Origin of the sequence: Streptomyces sp. NPDC102451 (assembly GCF_044765485.1) — a bacterium.
Lineage (GTDB): Bacteria > Actinomycetota > Actinomycetes > Streptomycetales > Streptomycetaceae > Streptomyces.
In genome coordinates this window covers 99,722-118,953 of the sequence record NZ_JBIWKD010000022.1, presented here as the reverse complement: position 1 = coordinate 118,953, position 19,232 = coordinate 99,722, and the positions used below count along the sequence as shown (strand labels likewise).

Genomic DNA, 19,232 nt, shown 5'->3' with positions numbered 1-19,232 from the left:
TTTCCCTTTCCGGCGAGTCCGACTCTATCAGATCCTTTCGGGCCTGATTCCCAGTCAGCGGGGTTTGCCATCCCGGCCCTTGGGCCGTTCCGACGCTCAAACTCTAGCGGATTTTCCCGGTGACTCATAATCGAGCCTTCGAATTGAATTTCGGCATGCCGAAATTCTCCCCGGTGGGAGATCGTGCTGAGTTTGGTTGCCGCGTTCGCGGCGGGATCGGCTGCCGCAGAACCGTACCGGCTCCGTGACAACTCGAAGAACCTTACGGATGCGAGGGAGGCGTGTCAAGCCCTCCCCGCGCCCCCTCGTCCGGCCCTGTCCGACCGTCAGTCCAGGTCGGTGAGCCGGCCGCCCGCGTCGGGCTGTTCGTGTTCCACACGGCGCAGGAGCCGGATCAGGATCTCGCCCAGCGCTCCGCGCTCGTCGCCCGAGAGGTCCTGAAGAAGGTCCTCCTCGAAGGTGGTGGCCATCCGCATCGCCTCCAGCCACTTCGTACGACCCTCGTCGGTCAGCTCGACGATGACACGCACCCGGTTGTTCTCGTCCCTGTCCCGCGTGACCAGGCCCTCGCCCGCCATGCGGTCGATGCGGTGGGTCATCGCGGCGGGGGTGAGGCCGAGGCGCTTGGCGAGCTCGCCCGGGCCGAGCCTGTACGGGGTGCCGGAGAGGACCAGGGTCTTGAGGACCTCCCACTCGGCGTTGCTGATGCCCAGGGCTGCGACCTGTCTGCCGTAGGCGACGTTCATCCGGCGGTTCAGCCGGCCCAGCGCGGAGACGATCTGCTCGACCTGCGGGTCGAGGTCGCGGAACTCGCGCTGGTAGGCGGCGATCTGCTCGTCGAGGCTCGGCTCCTGGAGCTCGGGCTGCTCGGTGGTGTCAGACATGGCGGGCAGTATCGCACGCGCTCCGGAGCCTTCGAAGTCCTTCAAGGTGAAGAGTTCAGCATCTAACTTTAGTGCTAAAGTCTACGGGTCTGTGTTCTTGAAGGTTCTTCGTGTCTTGAGGTAGGTGAGTGTGACCAGGGAGATGGGTGCAGCGCTGCGGCGGATCCAGCTGGGCAGTGCGCTGAGCGCGTTCGGCCTCGGATTCACCGTCCCGTATCTGTACGTCTACGTGGCGCAGGTGCGGGATCTCGGTGCCGGTACGGCAGGTGTCGTGCTGGCTGTCTTCGCCATGGCGGCGCTGGCCGTGCTGCCGTTCACGGGCAGGGCCATCGACCGGCGCGGGCCCCTGCCGGTGCTGGTCGTCGCCGCCGTCGCCGCGGCCGTGGGCGCCGGCGCCCTGGGCGTTTCGAACGGCGTGACCTCCGCTGTGCTCTCCGCCGCGGTCCTCGGGGCGGGCACCGCCGTCATGCAGCCTGCCCTCGCCACGATGCTGGTGTGGTGTTCGAGCGCGGCCACCCGTACGCGCGCCTTCGCCATGCAGTTCTTCCTGCAGAACCTCGGGCTCGGCATCGGTGGTCTGGTCGGCGGGCAGCTGGTGGACGTCGACCGTCCGTCGAGCTTCACCCTGCTGTTCCTCATCGAGGCGGCCATGTTCCTGGTCCTCGGGATGGTCGCGGTCACGGTGCGCATGCCGCGTGCCCCCTCCCTGGCGGACGCGGTACCGGCCGACGGCTCGGCGCCCAAGGCCGGACTGAGGGTGCTGCTCTCACACCGGGCCATGGTGCAGCTGTGCGTGCTGGGCTTCGTGATCTTCTTCGCCTGCTACGGGCAGTTCGAGTCCGGGCTCGCCGCCTACGGCACCGAGGCCGCCGGGATCGAGCCGTCCACCCTGGGCATCGCGCTGGCCGCCAACACGGCGGTCATCGTCGCCGCGCAGTTCGTGGTGCTCCGCCTCGTGGAGCGGCGGCGCCGCAGCCGGGTCATCGCCTGGGTCGGCCTGATCTGGGCCTTCGCCTGGATCGTGGCGGGCTACGCGGGCCTCGGGCACGGCAGCCAGACCATGGCGACGGCCGCGATGATCTCGACGTACGCCCTGTTCGGTCTGGGTGAGGCGATGCTGTCGCCGACGGTGGCTCCGCTCGTCGCCGACCTGGCGCCGGAGTCCATGGTCGGTCAGTACAACTCGGCGTTCGCCCTGGTGAAGCAGCTGGCCCTGGCCGTCGGTCCTGCCGTGGGCGGGCCCATGGGAGCGGCGCTGCACGGGCCGTACATCGTGACCTTCGTGCTGTTCTCGCTGGGCATCACCGTGCTGGCGCTCAAGCTGGGCCGTCAGCTCACGCCCGTACAGGACAAGCCGTCGCTCGCGGCGGTGCCGTCCCGGGTGGTCGCCGTGTCGCTGCCGGAGAGCGGGCCGGTCACCGCGCCCACCACCGTGCACTGAGAGCCGGGGTCAGGCGGGGAGTGCGAACTCGCACCAGACCGCCTTGCCGCCGCCGGGGGTGCGGCGGCTGCCCCACGACGAGGCGATGGTCGCGACGATGGAGATGCCGCGTCCCGCCTCGTCGGCGGGTTCGGCGCGGCGCCGGCGCGGCAGGTGGTCGTCCCCGTCCGTCACCTCGATGATCAGGCGGCGGTCGGTCCTGCGCAGCCCGAGGCGCATGGGCGGGGTGCCGTGCTGGAGGGAGTTCGCCACGAGCTCGCTCGCGGCGAGGACCCCCAGGTCGCACAGCTCGACGGGGAAGCGCCAGGACGCCAGGACACCCGTGGCGAAGGCGCGGGCCCTGGGGGCGGCCTCGATGCCGCCGAGCAGTTCGAGCGACGCGTTGTGGAAGAGCTCCGCGCTCGTCCCCGTGCGGGCGGGGTGCTGGACCACGAGGACCGCGACGTCGTCGTCGTGCTCCGCGGTGACGCCCAGGGAACGGATCAGCCGGTCGCAGACCACCTGGGGCGATCCCTTGGCACCCGACAGGGCGCGCTCCAGAGCGGCGACACCCTCGTCGATGTCCTCGCTGCGGCGTTCGACCAGGCCGTCCGTGTAGAGGACGGCCGTGGAGCCGGGCGGCAGGGGGATCGTCCCCGAGGTATGCACCCAGCCTCCCGTGCCGAGCGGCGGTCCCGTCGGGTCCTCGGCTCGGTGGACCGTGCCGTCCTCGTCGCACACGAGGATCGGGAGGTGCCCGGCCGAGGCGTAGACGAGGTGGCCCTCGTTGGGGTCGTGGACGGCGTAGGCGCAGGTGGCGATCTGGCTGGCGTCGATCTCGGCGGCGAGAACGTCGAGGAGCTGGAGCACCTCGTGCGGCGGGAGGTCGAGTCGGGCGTAGGCGCGGACGGCGGTGCGCAGCTGGCCCATGACGGCGGCGGCGCGCACCCCACGTCCCATCACGTCGCCGATGACGAGCGCGGTCCGGCCGGCGCCCAGGGTGATGACGTCGTACCAGTCGCCGCCGACCGCGGCGTCCGTGCCGCCCGGCTGATAGGTGGCGGCGATGCGCAGGTCGTCGGGCTGTTCGAGGTCCTGCGGGAGCAGGGAGCGCTGGAGGGTGACGGCCGTCTCGCGGTGGCGGCGCTCGCTGGCCCGGAGCCGCTCCGCCGCCTCGGCGTGGTCGGTGACATCGGTGGCGTAGACGAGGACGCCCGCCTCACCGTCGGGGTCGTCCGGGTCGCCGGTGGCCACGGGGGTGCAGGTCACGGTGTACGAGCTGCCGGCCAGGACCTTGCGGGACTTGACCGTACGGGGAGTGCCGCTGCGCAGGACCTGGTCCATGAGGGGCAGCAGGCTGAGCTCGGCGAGCTCGGGCATGGCCTCGGCCGCGGGTACGCCGCTGGGGCGTGGGCCGAAGGCCGACGTGTAGGCCGCGTTGACGTAGGTGATGCGGTGGTCGGGGCCGTGGAGCAGCGCGACGGGGGCGGGGAGCCGGCCGAGGAGCTCGCGGGCCGGCAGGGCTTCCATCGAGGGCCCGGTGGTGGGGGCGGGCGTTTCCGAGGTGTCGTCCGGAGGCGTGGCTGCAGCCTTCGGCCGTACGGACTCGGCGCGGGCGGCGGGGACGGAACTGTGGTCGTCCCGCGCGGCGGCTCGACGCTGCGTTCCGGGAAGGCGGGCGCTCCAGCGCGTGAAGTTCACGGAATTTCTGGCCTCGTGTGTCGGTCGGATCCGCTCGGGCGAGCTGCTGCTTCTGCTGATTCTGTGGCCGTCCCCTGGTGGTCCCTTGCCGGGCGGGGGCGCGGAGGCCTGGCTTCCGGGAACGCGCGGCCGGGCCTCTTCGTGCTGGTGGTCGTCGCTGCCGGTCACTGTAGGTGACTGCCTGCCGGGTGACTCTGTGCAGGTGTGAGCCCACCTATGGTCACACGCCCAGTGTGACCGGCCGTACTGACAGTTGTCGTACGGCAGCCGGTCCATCCGCTGAACTACGGACGTTCCCGGGGCGTGCCGGCCCGCGCGGAGCCGCGGTTCAGCCGGACGTGTCCGGTGGCCTGCCGTTCTTCGGCGGAGTGCCGTCGGGAGGTCCCGGGTGTACGTGTCCTCTGGCGGCCAGGGCGAACTCGGCGCGCGGGTGTTCGAGCGAGCCGAGGGAGACGATCTCCCGTTTGAAGAGCCCGGCCAGGGTCCACTCGGCAAGGACACGCGCCTTCCGGTTGAACGTGGGTACGCGGCTGAGGTGGTAGACGCGGTGCATCAGCCAGGCCGGATAGCCCTTGAGCTTGCGCCCGTAGACATGGGCGACGCCCTTGTGCAGGCCGAGCGAGGCGACGGATCCGGCGTAGGAGTGCCGGTAGTCCTCCGCGGGCCGGCCGGCGAGCGTGGCCACGATGTTGTCCGCGAGGACCTTGGCCTGGCGCACCGCGTGCTGGGCGTTGGGCGCGGTGTCCGTGCCCGGTTCCGACGAGGTGAGGTCCGGTACGGCCGCGGCGTCACCGGCGGCCCAGGCGTGCTCGGCGCCCTCGACGGAGAGCGTGGCGGTGCAGCGGATCCGGCCGCGCTCACTGAGCGGGAGGTCGGTGGCGGCGAGGATCGGCGCGGGTTTGACGCCCGCCGTCCACACCAGGGTGCGGGTCGGGAAGCGTGAGCCGTCGCTGAGCACGGCGACACGGCCCTCGCAGCTGTCCAGCCGGGTGTCGAGCCGTACGTCGATGTTGCGGCCCCGCAGTTCCCTGACGGCGTACCTGCCCATCGCCTCGCCGACCTCGGGCAGGATGCGTCCGGTCGCCTCGACCAGGATCCATCTCAGGTCCGAGGGCTTGATGTTGTGGTAGTACCGCGCGGTGTAGCGGGCCATGTCCTCGAGCTCCGCGAGCGCCTCCACGCCGGCGTATCCGCCGCCGACGAAGACGAAGGTGAGGGCCGCGTCGCGGATGGCGGGGTCGCGGGTCGCGGAGGCGATGTCCATCTGCTCGATGACGTGGTTGCGGAGTCCGATGGCTTCCTCGACGGTCTTGAAGCCGATGCCGAAGTCCGCGAGGCCCGGGACCGGCAGGGTGCGCGAGACGGATCCGGGGGCGAGGACGATCTCGTCGTACGGGATCTCCAGGGCGCCGGTGCCGTCCTCGCCGGTGGCGAGCGTCGTGACGGTGGCGGTGCGCTTGGCGTGGTCGACGCGCTCCGCCTCACCGATGACGATCGTGCAGTTCTTCAGCACCCGGCGCAGGGGCACGACGACGTGGCGCGGCGAGATCGAACCGGCGGCGGCCTCGGGCAGGAACGGCTGGTACGTCATGTAGGGCTCGGGCGTGACCACCACGATCTCGGCCTCGCCGCTTTTCAGTCTCTGCCGCAGCTTCCGCTGGAGACGCAGCGCCGTGTACATCCCGACGTAGCCGCCGCCGACGACGAGAATGCGCACACTTGGCCGGGTGCCGGGGGGTGCCCCTCGGGAATCTGGTGCCATCACCTTCCCATGACGCAACGGAGTCCGGTGTTTGTCCACAGGCCCGGCAAATTGTGTGACCGGAGCTCTTCGATCACCGGGTGCTCCAGGGCCCCCGGCTGTTCGCGGAGCTGTGCAGGTCAGGTGCGGCGGAAGGGTGGGGCCGCAGGGGTCGAATCAGGGTCCAACCGGTCCTTGCTCCGATCGGGGGGCGCTCCGTGCGGAACTACCCCCTTCTGAATTGACCCGGGCTCAACTATGTTCGTACCCCGTCGGGGTGTCGGATTCGGATGAAGGTCCACACGCCGGCTGACACGGCGGGAAAGTCTCCGGGGGGAGACGCCATAACCGGGGGAAGTTATGCACATTCAGGATTTGCATGGGCCGAGCGCTGTCACCTCATCCGCCGAGGACCACGGGCGGCTGAGCTCCGTGGGAGCGGTCGGTACGGTCGCGGCGGCAGGAGCGACGGGCAGCGCGTCCCGCTCCGCACCGCTCCGCGTGGACGCACAGCGCAATCTCGAACACGTCCTGCGCGCCGCGCGTGAGGTGTTCGGAGAGTTGGGTTACGGGGCGCCGATGGAGGACGTGGCGCGCCGTGCACGGGTCGGCGTCGGTACGGTCTACCGGCGTTTCCCGAGCAAGGACGTGCTGGTGCGCCGGATAGCCGAGGAGGAGACCGCGCGGCTGACCGACCAGGCGCGCTCCGCCCTCGGTCACGAGGACGAGCCGTGGTCGGCGCTCTCCCGCTTCCTGCGGACCTCGGTGGCATCGGGCGCGGGCCGGCTGCTGCCGCCGCAGGTGCTGCGTGTCGGGGCCGATCAGGACGAGCAGGCCGCGGCGGCGGGCGCGGCCGACAGCGAGACGCGCGTCCCGCATCAGCGGCAGGGAGTGGGGGAACAGCCCGGCCTCCGGGTGGCCGGGCACTCCGCCGAGGGGGAGGGGCTCGACGACGATCCGGGAGCGGCCGAGCTGCTGGAGGTCGTGGGTCGGTTGGTGGACCGGGCCCGTGAGTCGGGTGAGCTGCGGGGCGATGTGACGGTGGGCGATGTGCTGCTGGTCATCGCCACGGCGGCACCGGCTCTGCCGGACCCCGCTCACCAGGCGGCCGCTTCGGCCCGGCTGCTCGACATCCTGCTGGAGGGCCTCCGCTCCCGTCCGGCGTAGCCGCGGAGGCGCGGGCGCGTGTGCCCTGGGGCGCACCGCCACCGCGTAGGCGCGTCGGCCCGGCGTGAGTGCGTCTTCGCCGGGCCGACACCGGTGCGGTCGGGGGCCGTTGCTCCTTCCCCGTGGGGGTGAGATCACCCCCCGGGGCCGGGGAAGACACCCCGGACGAGTGGTTGCTCCCGCTCCGGGGTTCGCCGCGGCGTGGCTGTGTGGCACTGTGGCCCCGGTATTTCGGGTCCGAGGGTGTATACGGGGGCTTCCGCGATGAGCGGTGAAGCGCAGCAGGAAGAACCGTCCGACGGTATCGCCGGTGCGGACAAGGACGGCACCGTGCTGCCCGGCCCCTGGCCGCCCGCGCCCGCCGAAGGCCAGGCGCCGTCGGAGACCGGTGCGGAGCCCGGCGTGGAGAGCGGTGCCGGGTACGCGGTGCCCCTGCAGCGCGAGGGGCGCGTCGGATCGGCCGATCTAGGCCCCTCCGACGCCCAGTTGATCCAGGGGATGCGCGCCGGCGACGACCAGGCGTACGAGGAGCTGTTCCGGCGCCACTCCGGTGCGGTGCGCCGTTATGCCCGTACCTGCTGCCGGGACGCGCACACCGCCGACGACCTGACGGCCGAGGTGTTCGCCCGGACACTGCAGGCGGTGCGCGGCGGGAAGGGGCCGGAGGAAGCCGTCCGGGCCTACCTCATGACGGCTGTCCGGCATGTCGCCGCCGCGTGGACCAGGAGCGCGAAGCGCGAGCATCTCGTCGACGACTTCGCGGTGTTCGCCGCCCAGGCCACCCGCTCCGCCGAGCTGTCGGAGGCCGACACCCTCGACCTCGGCGCCGATGTGCTGGCCATGCACGAGGCGGACCGGTCGATGGCCATGCAGGCGTTCCGCAGCCTGCCCGAGCGCTGGCAGGCCGTGCTGTGGCACACCACCGTGGAGGAGGAGTCGCCGAGCCAGGTCGCTCCCCTCTTCGGCCTGACCGCCAACGCCACAGCGGTGCTGGCCGTCCGCGCCCGGGAAGGGCTCAAGCAGGCCTATCTGCAGGCCCATGTGAGCCAGTCGCTCACCGCCGGCGGCGACTGCGCGCAGTACGCCGACCGGCTGGGCGCCCATGCCCGGGGCGGCCTGCGGACCCGGGCGGAGCGCGGGCTGCGCAAGCATCTGGACGAGTGCGCGAAGTGCCGGATCGCCGCCGGTGAGCTGGACCGGGTGAACGCCGGGATTCCGGCGCTCCTTCCGGTGGCCGTCATCGGCTGGTTCGCCGCGGGCTACTCGCTCAAGGCGGCGGGCATCGTGGCGGGCGGCGCGGCAGGGGCGGCCGGTGCCGGAGCGGCAGCGGCGGCCACGGGAAGCGCGTCCTCCGGGGGCGGCACGGCAGGCGGAGCCGCCGCGTCGGAAGGGCTCGGCGCTCCGCTGAAGGCCGGGATCGCCGCCGCGGTGGCGGTGGCGGCCGCCGCCGGCCTGGTGTGGGCCCTGGTCGGCGACGACCGGCCGGCGCCGGAGGAGAAGCCGGTGGCCAAGCCGCCGGTCGCGGCACCCGCGGCCCCCACTCCCCCGCCGGAGGCGACGCCGAGCCCACAGCCGCCGGCCCCGCCCGCGTCGCCCGCTCCCGAACCACCGCCCGCCCCCGAGCCGACACCGACGCCCACTCCCACGCCGACACCGAAGCCGACGCCGCCCACTCCGGAGGAGCCCGCGCCGACGCCCACCCCGACCCCGACACCGCCCGCCCCGGAGGAGCCGCCGCCCGCGCCGGAGGTCTACCAGGTGAACGAGCTGGCGTACTCCCTCACCGGTGATCACACGGGCCCCGAGATCATGCTCGGCCGGAGCCAGGGGGTGTTCTGGCAGCGCCAGGGGCTGTCGATCGCCTCCACGACGTACGCCCACGGGGTGACCGCACCCTCCCGCTCGTCGGTGACCATCCAGCTCAACCGGGAGTGCACCAGCTACGAGGCGATGGCCGGGGTCGACGATCTGACCCTGGGGCTCGGCGCGGTGCGCTTCTCCGTGTACGACGGTGAGGACGGAGGGGCGCCGCTGTGGCAGTCCCCCGTGGTCCGGGGCGGTGAGCCCGCCGTACCGGTGAGCGTCGGCATCGAGGGCCGGGAGACGATCCGGCTGGTCGTGGAGCCGTCCGGGCCGCTCGGCGGGGCCGCACTGGCCGACTGGGCGGCGTCACGCATCAGCTGCCGCTGAGACCCTCGGCGGCCTCGCGCATCAGCTGCCGCTGAGCTCCTCGGCGGCAGCGGTCAGGAGGGCCAGGACCTCGTCCGGTGTCAGGTTGAGTCCCAGGGCGCTCTCCTCCTCGTACCGCCGGGGCCCCAGAGCCGCGTGCAGCCGCTCCGTCGCCCCGGTCACCTGGGACTCCTCCGCCGCGGAGCGGGGGCTGTCCACCCGCCAGGCACCGGCGGCCCCGAGGACCCGGGCCGCCGCCGTGCACAGGTCCAGCTCCACCAGGACGGCCCCGGCCGTCTCCGCCAGGTGCGCGGTGAAGTTCTCCGCGCATCCGGTCGTCACGGCCAGGCGCAGCGCCCCGGTCACCCCGCGCAGCCCCTCGACGGGACCGCCGGACGGTTCGCGCACGGTGATGCCCGCCGAGAGCGCCATGAGCGCTGCCTCGAACTGCGCCGGCCGGCTGCCGTACGCATCGGCCCCGCACGCCAGGTCGGCGTACCGGCGCGCTTGGGGGATCTCGCCCGCCGCCAGGGCGACCGTGGCGCGCAGGAAGTGCACATACGCGCGGGCGTCCAGCACATGCTGGCGCCCGGCCTCCGCCTCCGCCTCGTCCAGCCCCTTCCTCGCCGCGTCCAGATCCCCGGAGTGGTAGGAGAGTTCGGCGAGACGGGCGATCAGGAAGGGAGCCTCGGCGTGGGCGCCCACCTCCCGGGCGAGCTCCAGCGCGTCCTCGTACGCCGTACGCGCCTCCTCGTACCTCCCGTGCATCATCCCGGCCTCGGCCGCGGCGCTCGCGACCTGGGCGCGCAGATAGCGGTCGCCGACCCGGCGGCTGAGTACGCGCAGCTCGGCGAGGTTCTCGTGGATGCCGGTCATGCCGACGGGGGTGTCCACCAGCATGTGGGTGCGGAACATCAGGGTGACGGCGTACTCCCAGACACCGCCGTGCGCACGGGTGTTGGCGACCGCCTCGTCGAAGCGCGAGTGCGTGCGGGGCGTGTACGTACGTCTCATGTACGCGGTCATCGGCCAGAGCAGCCCCGGGAAGCGCGCGGCTTCCGGGCCGCCCGCGCCGAAGGCCTCGGTCACCCGGCCGATGAGGGCCTGGAAGCCCTCGTCGTCGTTGATGGTGTCGATCGGCCGGCTCTCCACCGCGAGGAAGAACCGCAGCATGTGCAGGTGCATGCGGGGCCAGAAGCGGGGGTCCGTCCGGTCCTCGGGGTCCTCGCCGAGTGCGGCGGTGCGGTCGGCCCAGGCCAGGCCCTCGATGCGGTAGTTGCGCATCCACCAGAACCACCCCATGGCGAGGACGAGGCGCAGCGCATCCTCCTCGGAGGGCCGGGCGACGACGGTGCGGTGCAGGGCGGCGCGGATGTTGTCGAGGTCCGTCTCCAGGCGCCGGATCCACGGGAGCTGGCCGGCGGAGCGCAGCTGCGGATCGGCTTCCTCGATGAGCGCGGTGAAGTGGGCGGTGTGGGCCGAGACGGCGGCCGCCCGGAGTTCGGGCGTCCCTGCGGCCCGCTCCGCGGCGTATTCGTGGATGGTCTCCAGGAGGCGGTAGCGCATCTCCGTGCCGTCCGTGGGGGCGGCCGCGACGACGAGTGACTTGTCGACGAGCGCGCCGAGCAGGTCGGCGGCGTCCGGGCCGGTCACCGCTTCGGCGGCGGCCAGGTCCCAGCCGCCCGCGAAGACGGAGACCTGGCGCAGCACGGTCCGTTCGTCCGGGGAGAGCAGGTCCCAGGACCAGTCCACGACCGCCCGGAGCGTCTGCTGGCGGGGCAGGACGGTGCGGCTGCCGCTGGTGAGCAGCCGGAAGCGGTCGTCGAGGCGGTCCGCGATCTGGCGCGGGGTGAGCAGCCGGAGCCGGGCGGCGGCCAGCTCGATGGCGAGCGGGAGGCCGTCGAGTCTCCGGCAGATCTCGGCGACGGCCCGTGGGTTGTCGGCCGTGTCCGCGTCCGGTTCGAAGTCCGGCCGCACGGCGCGGGCGCGCTCGGCGAACAGCCGGTGCGCGGGTTCCGGTGGCAGCGGGTCGACGGGGCGGACGGTCTCGCCGGGTACGCCGAGGGGCTCGCGGCTGGTGGCGAGGATCCGGAGCCTCGGGCAGTGGGTCAGCAGGGTCTCCGCGAGGGTGGCCGCCGCGTCGATGACGTGCTCGCAGTTGTCGAGCACGAGGAGGAACGGGGTGTGGCGTGACCGGTGCGAGAGGTGTTCGACGAGGCGCGCGGTGGGGTCCGCGGAGGCCCCGTGCCCCTCGCGGGAGCGGCCGGGCAGGAGGGCGGTCTCGCGCAGTCCGAGGGCGGAGAGTACGGCTCCGGGTACGGCGGAGGGGTCGTCGAGCGGGGCCAGTTCGGCGATCCAGGCGCCCTGCCCCGCCGCGGACTCCTCGGCCAGCCTGGTCTTGCCGGAGCCGCCGGGACCCGTGAGGGTGACGAGGCGGGCCCCGGCCAGGTCGGAGCGGATGACGCGGAGTTCGGGCTCGCGGCCGACGAACGAGGTGAGCCGGGGGCGGATGTTGCCCTCGGCCGGCCATGGGTCGTCCGGGGGCGGTGCGGGTGGCCCGCCGGTGTCGAGGAGTTCCCGGTGGAGCGCGGCCAGCTCCGGTCCCGGATCGGTGCCGAGGCCGTCGGCGAGGGCCCGGCGGGCCTCCTCGTACGCGACGAGCGCGTCGGCCTGCCGGCCCTCGGCACGCAGGCCGCGGAGCAGTTGGGCGTGCAGCGGCTCGTGGTACGGGTGGGTGGCGGTGAGTTCCCTGAGTTCGGGTACGAGGCCGGCGGTGGCCCCGCGCCGGAGGTCTGCCTCGATGCGCTGCTGGAGCGCGGTGAGCCGGCGGGCCTCGGCCCGCAGCCCGTGCTCGTGCCCGGGGAGGTCGGCGAGGGCGGGGCCGCGCCACAGGGCGAGGGCGGCGCGCAGGGTGCGGGCGGCGGCCTCGGGGGTGCCCCCGTCGAGCTCGGCGGCGCCCTGGCGGGCGAGGCGCTCGAAGACGTACAGGTCGATGTCGTCGGGGCCGGCGGTGAGCCGGTAGCCGCCCGGGGTGCCGGCCACCGCCTCCCGGCCGAGGGCGCGCCGCAGCCGTCCGACGAGGGCCTGGAGGGCGGCGGGGGCGTCCTGCGGGGGATCGTCGCTCCATACGTCGTCGATGAGCCCGGCGACGCTCGCGGGGCGGCCCGCGCGGAGGGCGAGGGCGGCGAGCAGGGTGCGCAGCCGGGCGCCGCCGACGGGCAGCGGGCCGCCGTGCTCGTCTCGCGCCTCGGTGACGCCCAGGATCAGATACCGCACCGGGCCATTGTGTCCCGGCGGGTGCGGTGCCCTGCGGGGATTACGGCTGGAGCGTGCGGCGGGCCGGGACGACGCCGCCCGCCACCGCCCGCTGCCGCGGGGCCGCCGTGCCGGTCCAGCAGGTGCCCCGGCGGGTGACCAGGCGGCGGAGCCAGAGTTCCGTGGACGCCAGCTCGGCCAGGCCGTCCAGGGGAAGGGGCTCGCCCTCGGAGGCCGCGCGCAGCGCCTTGCGTACGACGCGGGCCTCGATCAGGCCCGCGTCGGCGAGCAGCGGGGCGTCGAAGAGGGCGATCAGGTCGGGAAGGGCGGTACGCAGGCCGATGCGTCCTGCGGCCGTCGAGGTGGCCTGGGACGGAGTGCCCCAGCCGGGCGGCAGGTCGTGGATGCCGGCGCCCGCGAGGACCCGGCGCAGGATCGCGGCGCGGGCGCCGGGCTGGACCCGCAGCGACTCCGGGAGGGCGCGGGCGGCCCGTACGACCTGGTTGTCGAGGAAGGGGGCGTGCAGCCGCTGGCTGCGGATCTCCGCGGCCTGTTCCAGGATCCGCTGGTCCGCCGCGTGCCGGGCGAGCGCCGCGCGGGCCCTGGCCTCCCCCGGGCGCTGCACCGAGGCGGGCCGGATGGCCGCCTCCTGAAGGCGAACCGATACTTCCGCGAGTGCCTCCCCGGTGAGCCAGCGCGCCGCCGGGCCCGGCCGGGACCAGGTGAGCGAGGCGAGCGAGGCGTCGGCCGGAGTGTCGAGGTCGGGGGCGTCGCGGTTGGCCTCGGGCAGCAGGGACGCCGCGGTCTCCAGCCCCGTGCGGTACGACGTACGGGCCAGCCGGCGGGCCGCCCGGTAGACGGCCAGCGGGACGAACAGGGAGTGCGTGGAAGGTCCTTCGGCCCTGGCGAGCGCGGCGACGGGCCGCAGGATGTGGCGTCTGCGCCGGTCCATGAGGAGGTCGGCCAGCCGAGCCGGGTGCGCGTCCAGGACCTGACGGGCGCCGTGGCCGACGAAGTGGTCGGCGCTGCCCGCGGCCAGCCGGCGGCGGTGGCGTTCGGCGACGACGAGGGAGGGGGCGGGTTCGTCGGTGAGCGGGCCGCTCTCCAGCGACGCGTAGGGCAGGGCCTCCTCGCCCGCCGCCACGACCACATGGTGCAGGCGGGGGTTGGACGCGATGGCCCGGGCGCGCTCCAGCTCGTCCTCGCGGCCCTGCGCGGACAGGTCGTTGAAGGTGACGGCGAGGAGCCGTTCGCCCGCGCCCGTGCCATGGCCCAGCACGGTGCCGGGCAGCCCGGGCAGCCCCGCGGCCAGCAGGGCGAGCGTGGCGGAGGCGCTGCCGCCGGAGAGGTCCGAGCCGATGCCGGGTACGGGCGCCCCACGGGCCGCGCGGCGCTCGGCCGGGCCCATGCCAGGGACGGGGCCGGGATCGGGCGGCATGGTCTCCGGGGCGTGCCGGGGTGCCGTGAGCCGTGCGCGTACGGCGTCGACGAGCGCGTCCCGTACGCCTTCGACCGCGCTCACCGGGTCGGTCTGGGGCGCCGCCACAGCGAGCGAGGCCACCGCCTCGTACCCGGTGATCTCGCGCGAGCCCTCCCGGAGGATCAGCGCGTGCCCGGGCGGGATCCGCTTCACCCCCGCGTACGGAGTGCCGTCGCCCAGCGCCTCCGGGGTCTCGGGGCAGGCCAGCAGCGCGGCGAGGTGGCCGATGTCCAGCTGCGCCTCGATGAGGTCGGCGAGCGGGAGGGCGGCGGTGGCGTACGCGGTGCCGTTGGCCCAGGGGGTGTGGAAGACGGGGCGGGCCCCGGCGAGGTCCCCGGCGACGGTGATGCGGCGGCCGATCTGCACGACGGCCGTGTAGCTGCCGGACCAGGCGGTGAGATGGCGCAGCGCCCCTCCGCGGGCGGCGAGCAGTCCGACGCGGAGCTGTTCGTCAGTGGCCCCGCAGCAGCCGAGGACGGCGAGACGGGTGGTGGGCGCCCCCTCGGGGGTCGCGACCGTGATGATGCGGATCTCGTCGGGGCGCCAGTCACCCACGGCCCAGAGCGGATCCGGGTCCCCCCAGAGGAGTTGGGACCCCACCGGATGGACGGTGCGCCCCTCCCCGTGGTGGCCGACCGCGCCCACGGTGCCGAAGCTCGCGGCGATACTGCTCCACCCCACCAACCAACGCATCGCCGCCTCCACAGGCTGTGGACGAACCGGCGTACCAGGACACGGGAACGCCGTTGCGGGACATGCTGCCACGACAACGGCGCCCGGGAGGGGGTACGGGCGGCGCACACCGGATGCGCATGCGCCCCTGGCAAGAGCCTGGCCATGGCTCCGCCGTTCCCTCCACAACGGAATTGGATCTTCCGGGAGTTGTGGCGGAGGGGCCGGACGCGGGCCCCGCCTCGGCCCGGCCGGGCAACAGACACAATCCGGCCATAGTCGGACGGCTTCGCACCGCCCTGCCCGACCGGCGTTATCCGGCCATTCTCCGGTCGCGGCGGAACCGGGTGTTTCGCCCACGGCGGCACACCGGGGGCCCGTCCCGCCCGGCCTCCCCCGCGCATCGCGGGCAGGTCTCCCGCGGCTCCACGGGGCACCCCCGGGACCCCCGGCGAGGTGCGAGGACGTGCGGGCCGGCACATCCCCCCGGTGTGCCGGTCCGCACGTCCTCTTCTCACAACCCCGCCCGTGCGGCGCACAGTCCGGGAGGTGTCATCACCTCCCGGACCGGTTCGCCGCCCGCGGGGATTGGGGCGGCGGTCTCCCCCAGCCCGCCGAGTCCAGTTCGGCGGGCCGACCCACGCAGGACCATCGAAGCGCTTGCCGCACCGGCCGGACCAGAGCGCACGGCCGGGCGCACGGCCACACATCAGGAGCACGGCGCTCACGCCCCGCACCGCACGGACAACATTCCCGCCATACGGAGGTCTGCCCCTTAACGGTGGGGATGCGGCGAACTACGCTGGGTTTACCGATGTTCTCAGCAGGGCGGCATATTCCACGGGGCTCGGCCAAATGCGTGTGCGGCCGGAGTGCCCGGGACCGTACCTGGGGAGAACACGGTACGAATGCCGCGCGCCTGACGGTGACGCGGCGGCCGTCTGTGTGTCGAGGGGTGGCGCATGTCCAGGGAGCAACGCGGGCCGAACGAGAAGCTCGGCACGGTTCTCGCCCTCGCGGGAATCAGCAACGCCGGGCTCGCCCGGCGGGTCAACGACCTCGGAGCACAGCGCGGTCTGACACTTCGTTACGACAAGACGTCGGTGGCCCGGTGGGTCGCCAAGGGCATGGTGCCGCAGGGCGCGGCGCCCCATCTCATCGCGGCGGCGATAGGGGCCAAACTCGGCCGTCCTGTCCCGCTGCACGAGATCGGGCTCGCCGACGCCGATCCGGCGCCGGAGGTCGGTCTGGCCTTCCCTCGCGACGTGAACGAGGCGGTGCGGTCGGCGACGGATCTGTACCGGCTGGATCTGGCGGGCCGGCGGGGCGGCGGGGGGATCTGGCAGTCACTGGCCGGTTCCTTCGCGGTGAGCGCCTATGCGACCCCCGCGTCCCGCTGGCTCATAACCCCCGCCGATCCGTCGGTCGCGCGGGACCCGACCGCCGCCCAGGCCACCATCCTGGGCTCCGAGGGCGCACCCGGGGCGCAGGGCGGGGTGCCCGTACAGCCGGGCCCCAACAGCTCCGACCCCACGGGCGCCGCGGACGGGCCGCTGCTGCGCGTCGGCCACAGCGATGTGACCAAGCTGCGCGAGGCCGCCCAGGACGCGCGCCGCTGGGACTCCAAGTACGGCGGCGGCGACTGGCGTTCCTCCATGGTCCCGGAGTGCTTACGGGTCGACGCCGCTCCGCTCCTGCTGGGCTCGTACAGCGACGAGGTGGGCCGTGCGCTCTTCGGCGCCTCCGCCGAGCTGACCAGGCTCGCCGGCTGGATGGCCTTCGACACCGGCCAGCAGGAGGCCGCCCAGCGCTACTACATCCAGGCCCTGCGCCTGGCCCGCGCCGCCGCCGACGTACCGCTGGGTGGTTACGTCCTGGCGTCGATGTCGCTCCAGGCGACCTACCGGGGCTTCGCCGACGAGGGCGTGGACCTCGCGCAGGCCGCCGTCGAACGCAATCGCGGGCTCGCCACCGCCAGGACCATGAGCTTCTTCCGGCTCGTGGAGGCGCGCGCCCATGCCAAGGCGGGCGACGCACCGGCCGCGGGGGCCGCACTCCGGGCCGCCGAGAGCTGGCTGGAGCGCTCCCGGGCCGGCGACTCCGACCCGACGTGGCTCGGCTTCTACTCGTACGACCGGTTCGCCGCCGACGCCGCCGAGTGCTACCGCGACCTGAAGGCGCCCCGCCAGGTGCGGCGCTTCACCGAGCAGGCGCTGTCGAAACCCACCGACGAGTTCGTCCGCTCCCACGGGCTGCGGCTCGTCGTCTCCGCGGTCGCCGAGCTGGAGTCGGGCAACCTCGACGCGGCCTGCGCGGCGGGGACGCGGGCGGTGGAGGTGGCGGGACGCATCTCCTCGGCGCGCACCACCGAGTACGTGCGCGACCTGCTGCACCGCCTGGAGCCGTACGGGGACGAGCCCCGCGTGGCCGAACTACGGGAACGGGCTCGTCCGCTTCTCGTCGCCCCGGCATAGGCCCTCCCGGACGGGAGCCCCCAGGGATCACCGGTACGCCCGGGTTTCGCCGGATCCGGGCGCGAAACGTTCCGCCACGCACACCCGACCCCTGGTTTGAGCCCGTTGTCAGTGGGCCAGTGCACTATCGGGGTGGGAGGTGGCGTGATGATGACGCACGCGGCGTACGACTGCGATGTGCTGGTGATCGGTGGCGGAATCGTCGGTCTGTCGACCGCGTACGCGATCACGCGCACCGCGCCCGGCACCCGGGTCACGGTGCTGGAGAAGGAGTGGGGCCCGGCCCGGCATCAGACCGGGCGCAACAGCGGGGTGATCCACAGCGGCATCTACTACCCGCCGGGCTCGCTCAAGGCGCGCTACGCGGTGCGCGGCGCCGCCGAGCTGGTGGACTTCTGCGCGGAACACGGCATCGCCCACGCGGTCACGGGCAAGCTGATCGTCGCGACGGACCGGGGCGAGCTTCCCCGGCTGCACGCCCTGGTGCAGCGCGGCCGGGCGCACGGCCTGCCGGTCCGTGAGCTCGGCCCCGCCCAGATCGCGGAGTACGAACCGCGGGTGCGCGGCCTCGCGGCGATCCGGGTCGGGACGACGGGGGTGTGCGACTTCACGGCGGTGGCCGTCCGGTTCGCCTCGGAGGTGAGCGCCTCGGGCGGACAGATCCGTTACGGCGCGGAGGTCGTCGCCGTCGACCGGCGCCCCTGGGGCGTCGCGGTGCGCACGGCCGACAGCCAGGTGGTCAGGGCCCGTGTGCTGGTCAACTGCGCGGGACTGCACAGCGACCGGGTGGCGCTGCTCGCGGGCGACGACCCGGGGGCGCGCATCGTGCCGTTCCGCGGGGAGTACTACGAGCTGGCCAGGCCGGAGCTGGTGCGCGGGCTCGTCTATCCGGTGCCGGACCCGGCGTTCCCCTTCCTCGGGGTGCATCTGACCCGGGGCATCGACGACACGGTCCACGTCGGGCCGAACGCGGTGCCGGCCCTGGCGCGCGAGGGGTACGGCAGGGCGGTCGTCCACCCGCGCGAGCTGGCCGCCACCCTGGCCTGGCCCGGCTCCTGGCGGATCGCCCGGCGCCACTGGCAGTACGGGGCGGGCGAGGTCCACCGGTCACTGTCGAAGAGCGCGTTCACCCGGGCCGTCCAGCGGCTGCTGCCCGAGGTGACGGAGGCCGATCTGCGGCCCTCCCCCGCCGGGGTCAGGGCCCAGGCGGTCCTGCGCGACGGCACGCTGGTGGACGACTTCCTGATCAGGGACGCCCCGCACACCGTGCACGTGCTGAACGCACCGTCCCCCGCGGCCACCGCGTCCCTGCCCATCGGGAGGGAGGTGGCACGACGGGCGCTGCTGCGCGCTCGCGCGACGGGGTGGGCGCCTCCCACCGTAGAATCGGGTCATTGTGTCTGAGCCCCTGAACCCCACCCCAGAGACTCCCGGCCCCGCCGCGGAAGCGGCCGGCCCCGCGCCGGAGACCGCGCCCCCCGCCACGGACGAGGCCGACGCGGCGGCGCGCCGCGCCGCCTCCTTCGAGCGCCAGCGCAGGCTGCGCCAGGAGCCCCGCTTCCCCGGCGGCCCGGCCGCCGACCCGGCGGGCTCGCACCACGAGCGCCGGATCCGCAGCTTCCAGCCCCGCCGCAGCCGGGTGACCACCGGCCAGGAGGACGCCCTCCAGCGGCTGTGGCCCACGTGGGGCCTGGACATCGACGGCCGGAGCGTCCTCGATCTCCCCGCCCTGTTCGACGGCCTCCCGGTGGTCCTGGAGATCGGCTTCGGCATGGGCGAGGCGACGGCGCAGATGGCGGCCGACGACCCGGGCACCGGGATCCTGGCCGTCGATGTGCACACCCCCGGACAGGGCAATCTGCTGGGTCTGGCGGAGCGGGCGGGCGTGTCCAACGTCCGGGTCGCCAACGGTGACGCGATCATCCTGCTCCGCGAGATGCTGGAGCCGGCCGCCCTGGACGGACTCCGGGTGTATTTCCCCGACCCGTGGCCCAAGAAGCGGCACCACAAGCGGCGCCTGATCCAGCCGGAGTTCCTCGACCTGGTGGCGCAGCGGCTGAAGCCGGGCGCGGTCGTCCACTGCGCGACGGACTGGGAGCCGTACGCGGAACAGATGCTGGACGTCCTGACGGCTCACCCCCTGTTCGAGAACACCCAGGCCGACGGCGGCTATGCGCCCCGGCCGGCGTTCCGGCCGCTGACCCGCTTCGAGGGCCAGGGTCTGGACAAGGGACACGTCGTGCACGACGTGCTGTTCACCCGTCGCTGA

11 protein-coding genes are annotated in these 19,232 nt (G+C 73.7%); 6 read left to right on the top strand and 5 right to left on the bottom strand.

Annotated elements, in window-relative coordinates; all coding sequences use genetic code 11:
- Positions 1-326 precede the first annotated feature (326 nt).
- Complete coding sequence (locus tag ACIRD8_RS33385; RefSeq protein ID WP_099173040.1) at positions 327-884, bottom strand: MarR family winged helix-turn-helix transcriptional regulator; 558 nt, start codon at positions 882-884, stop codon at positions 327-329.
- 142 nt (positions 885-1,026) lie between these two features.
- On the opposite strand from ACIRD8_RS33385, the gene ACIRD8_RS33380 reads away from it, so the two are divergent.
- Positions 1,027-2,325, top strand: coding sequence for an MFS transporter (locus ACIRD8_RS33380; RefSeq protein ID WP_404000071.1), 1,299 nt, complete (start codon positions 1,027-1,029; stop codon positions 2,323-2,325).
- A gap of 9 nt (positions 2,326-2,334) precedes the next feature.
- Here the strand turns inward: ACIRD8_RS33380 and ACIRD8_RS33375 are convergent, their stop codons facing one another.
- Positions 2,335-4,005: a SpoIIE family protein phosphatase gene (locus tag ACIRD8_RS33375; protein ID WP_404000054.1), complete on the bottom strand. Its 1,671-nt coding sequence runs from the start codon at positions 4,003-4,005 to the stop codon at positions 2,335-2,337.
- Positions 4,006-4,333: 328 nt separating this feature from the next.
- Entirely contained in the window at positions 4,334-5,767 is a 1,434-nt protein-coding gene (locus ACIRD8_RS33370; protein ID WP_404000051.1) for an NAD(P)/FAD-dependent oxidoreductase, read from the bottom strand.
- Between the two features lie 339 nt (positions 5,768-6,106).
- Between ACIRD8_RS33370 and ACIRD8_RS33365 the strand changes: the two genes are divergently transcribed.
- Positions 6,107-6,913: a TetR/AcrR family transcriptional regulator gene (locus ACIRD8_RS33365; protein ID WP_404000048.1), complete on the top strand. Its 807-nt coding sequence runs from the start codon at positions 6,107-6,109 to the stop codon at positions 6,911-6,913.
- A gap of 264 nt (positions 6,914-7,177) precedes the next feature.
- Positions 7,178-9,103 (top strand): sigma-70 family RNA polymerase sigma factor, encoded by a 1,926-nt coding sequence (locus tag ACIRD8_RS33360; protein WP_404000045.1) that lies wholly within the window; start codon positions 7,178-7,180, stop codon positions 9,101-9,103.
- A gap of 21 nt (positions 9,104-9,124) precedes the next feature.
- On the opposite strand, the gene ACIRD8_RS33355 is transcribed toward ACIRD8_RS33360, so the two are convergent.
- The gene (locus ACIRD8_RS33355; protein ID WP_404000043.1) at positions 9,125-12,358 is read right to left on the bottom strand and encodes an ATP-binding protein; all 3,234 of its coding nucleotides are present in this window, start codon (positions 12,356-12,358) and stop codon (positions 9,125-9,127) included.
- 40 nt (positions 12,359-12,398) lie between these two features.
- Positions 12,399-14,510: an asparagine synthase-related protein gene (locus ACIRD8_RS33350; protein WP_404000040.1), complete on the bottom strand. Its 2,112-nt coding sequence runs from the start codon at positions 14,508-14,510 to the stop codon at positions 12,399-12,401.
- Between the two features lie 941 nt (positions 14,511-15,451).
- On the opposite strand from ACIRD8_RS33350, the gene ACIRD8_RS33345 reads away from it, so the two are divergent.
- From ACIRD8_RS33345 to trmB, 3 genes are all read left to right on the top strand, one after another.
- Positions 15,452-16,963, top strand: a complete 1,512-nt coding sequence (locus ACIRD8_RS33345) for a sporulation protein (protein WP_404000037.1) — start codon at positions 15,452-15,454, stop codon at positions 16,961-16,963.
- Positions 16,964-17,110: 147 nt separating this feature from the next.
- Positions 17,111-18,367, top strand: a complete 1,257-nt coding sequence (lhgO, locus tag ACIRD8_RS33340) for an L-2-hydroxyglutarate oxidase (protein WP_404000034.1) — start codon at positions 17,111-17,113, stop codon at positions 18,365-18,367.
- Positions 18,360-19,232, top strand: a complete 873-nt coding sequence (gene trmB / locus ACIRD8_RS33335; protein ID WP_404000031.1) for a tRNA (guanosine(46)-N7)-methyltransferase TrmB — start codon at positions 18,360-18,362, stop codon at positions 19,230-19,232. The genes lhgO and trmB overlap by 8 nt, the downstream gene beginning before the upstream one ends.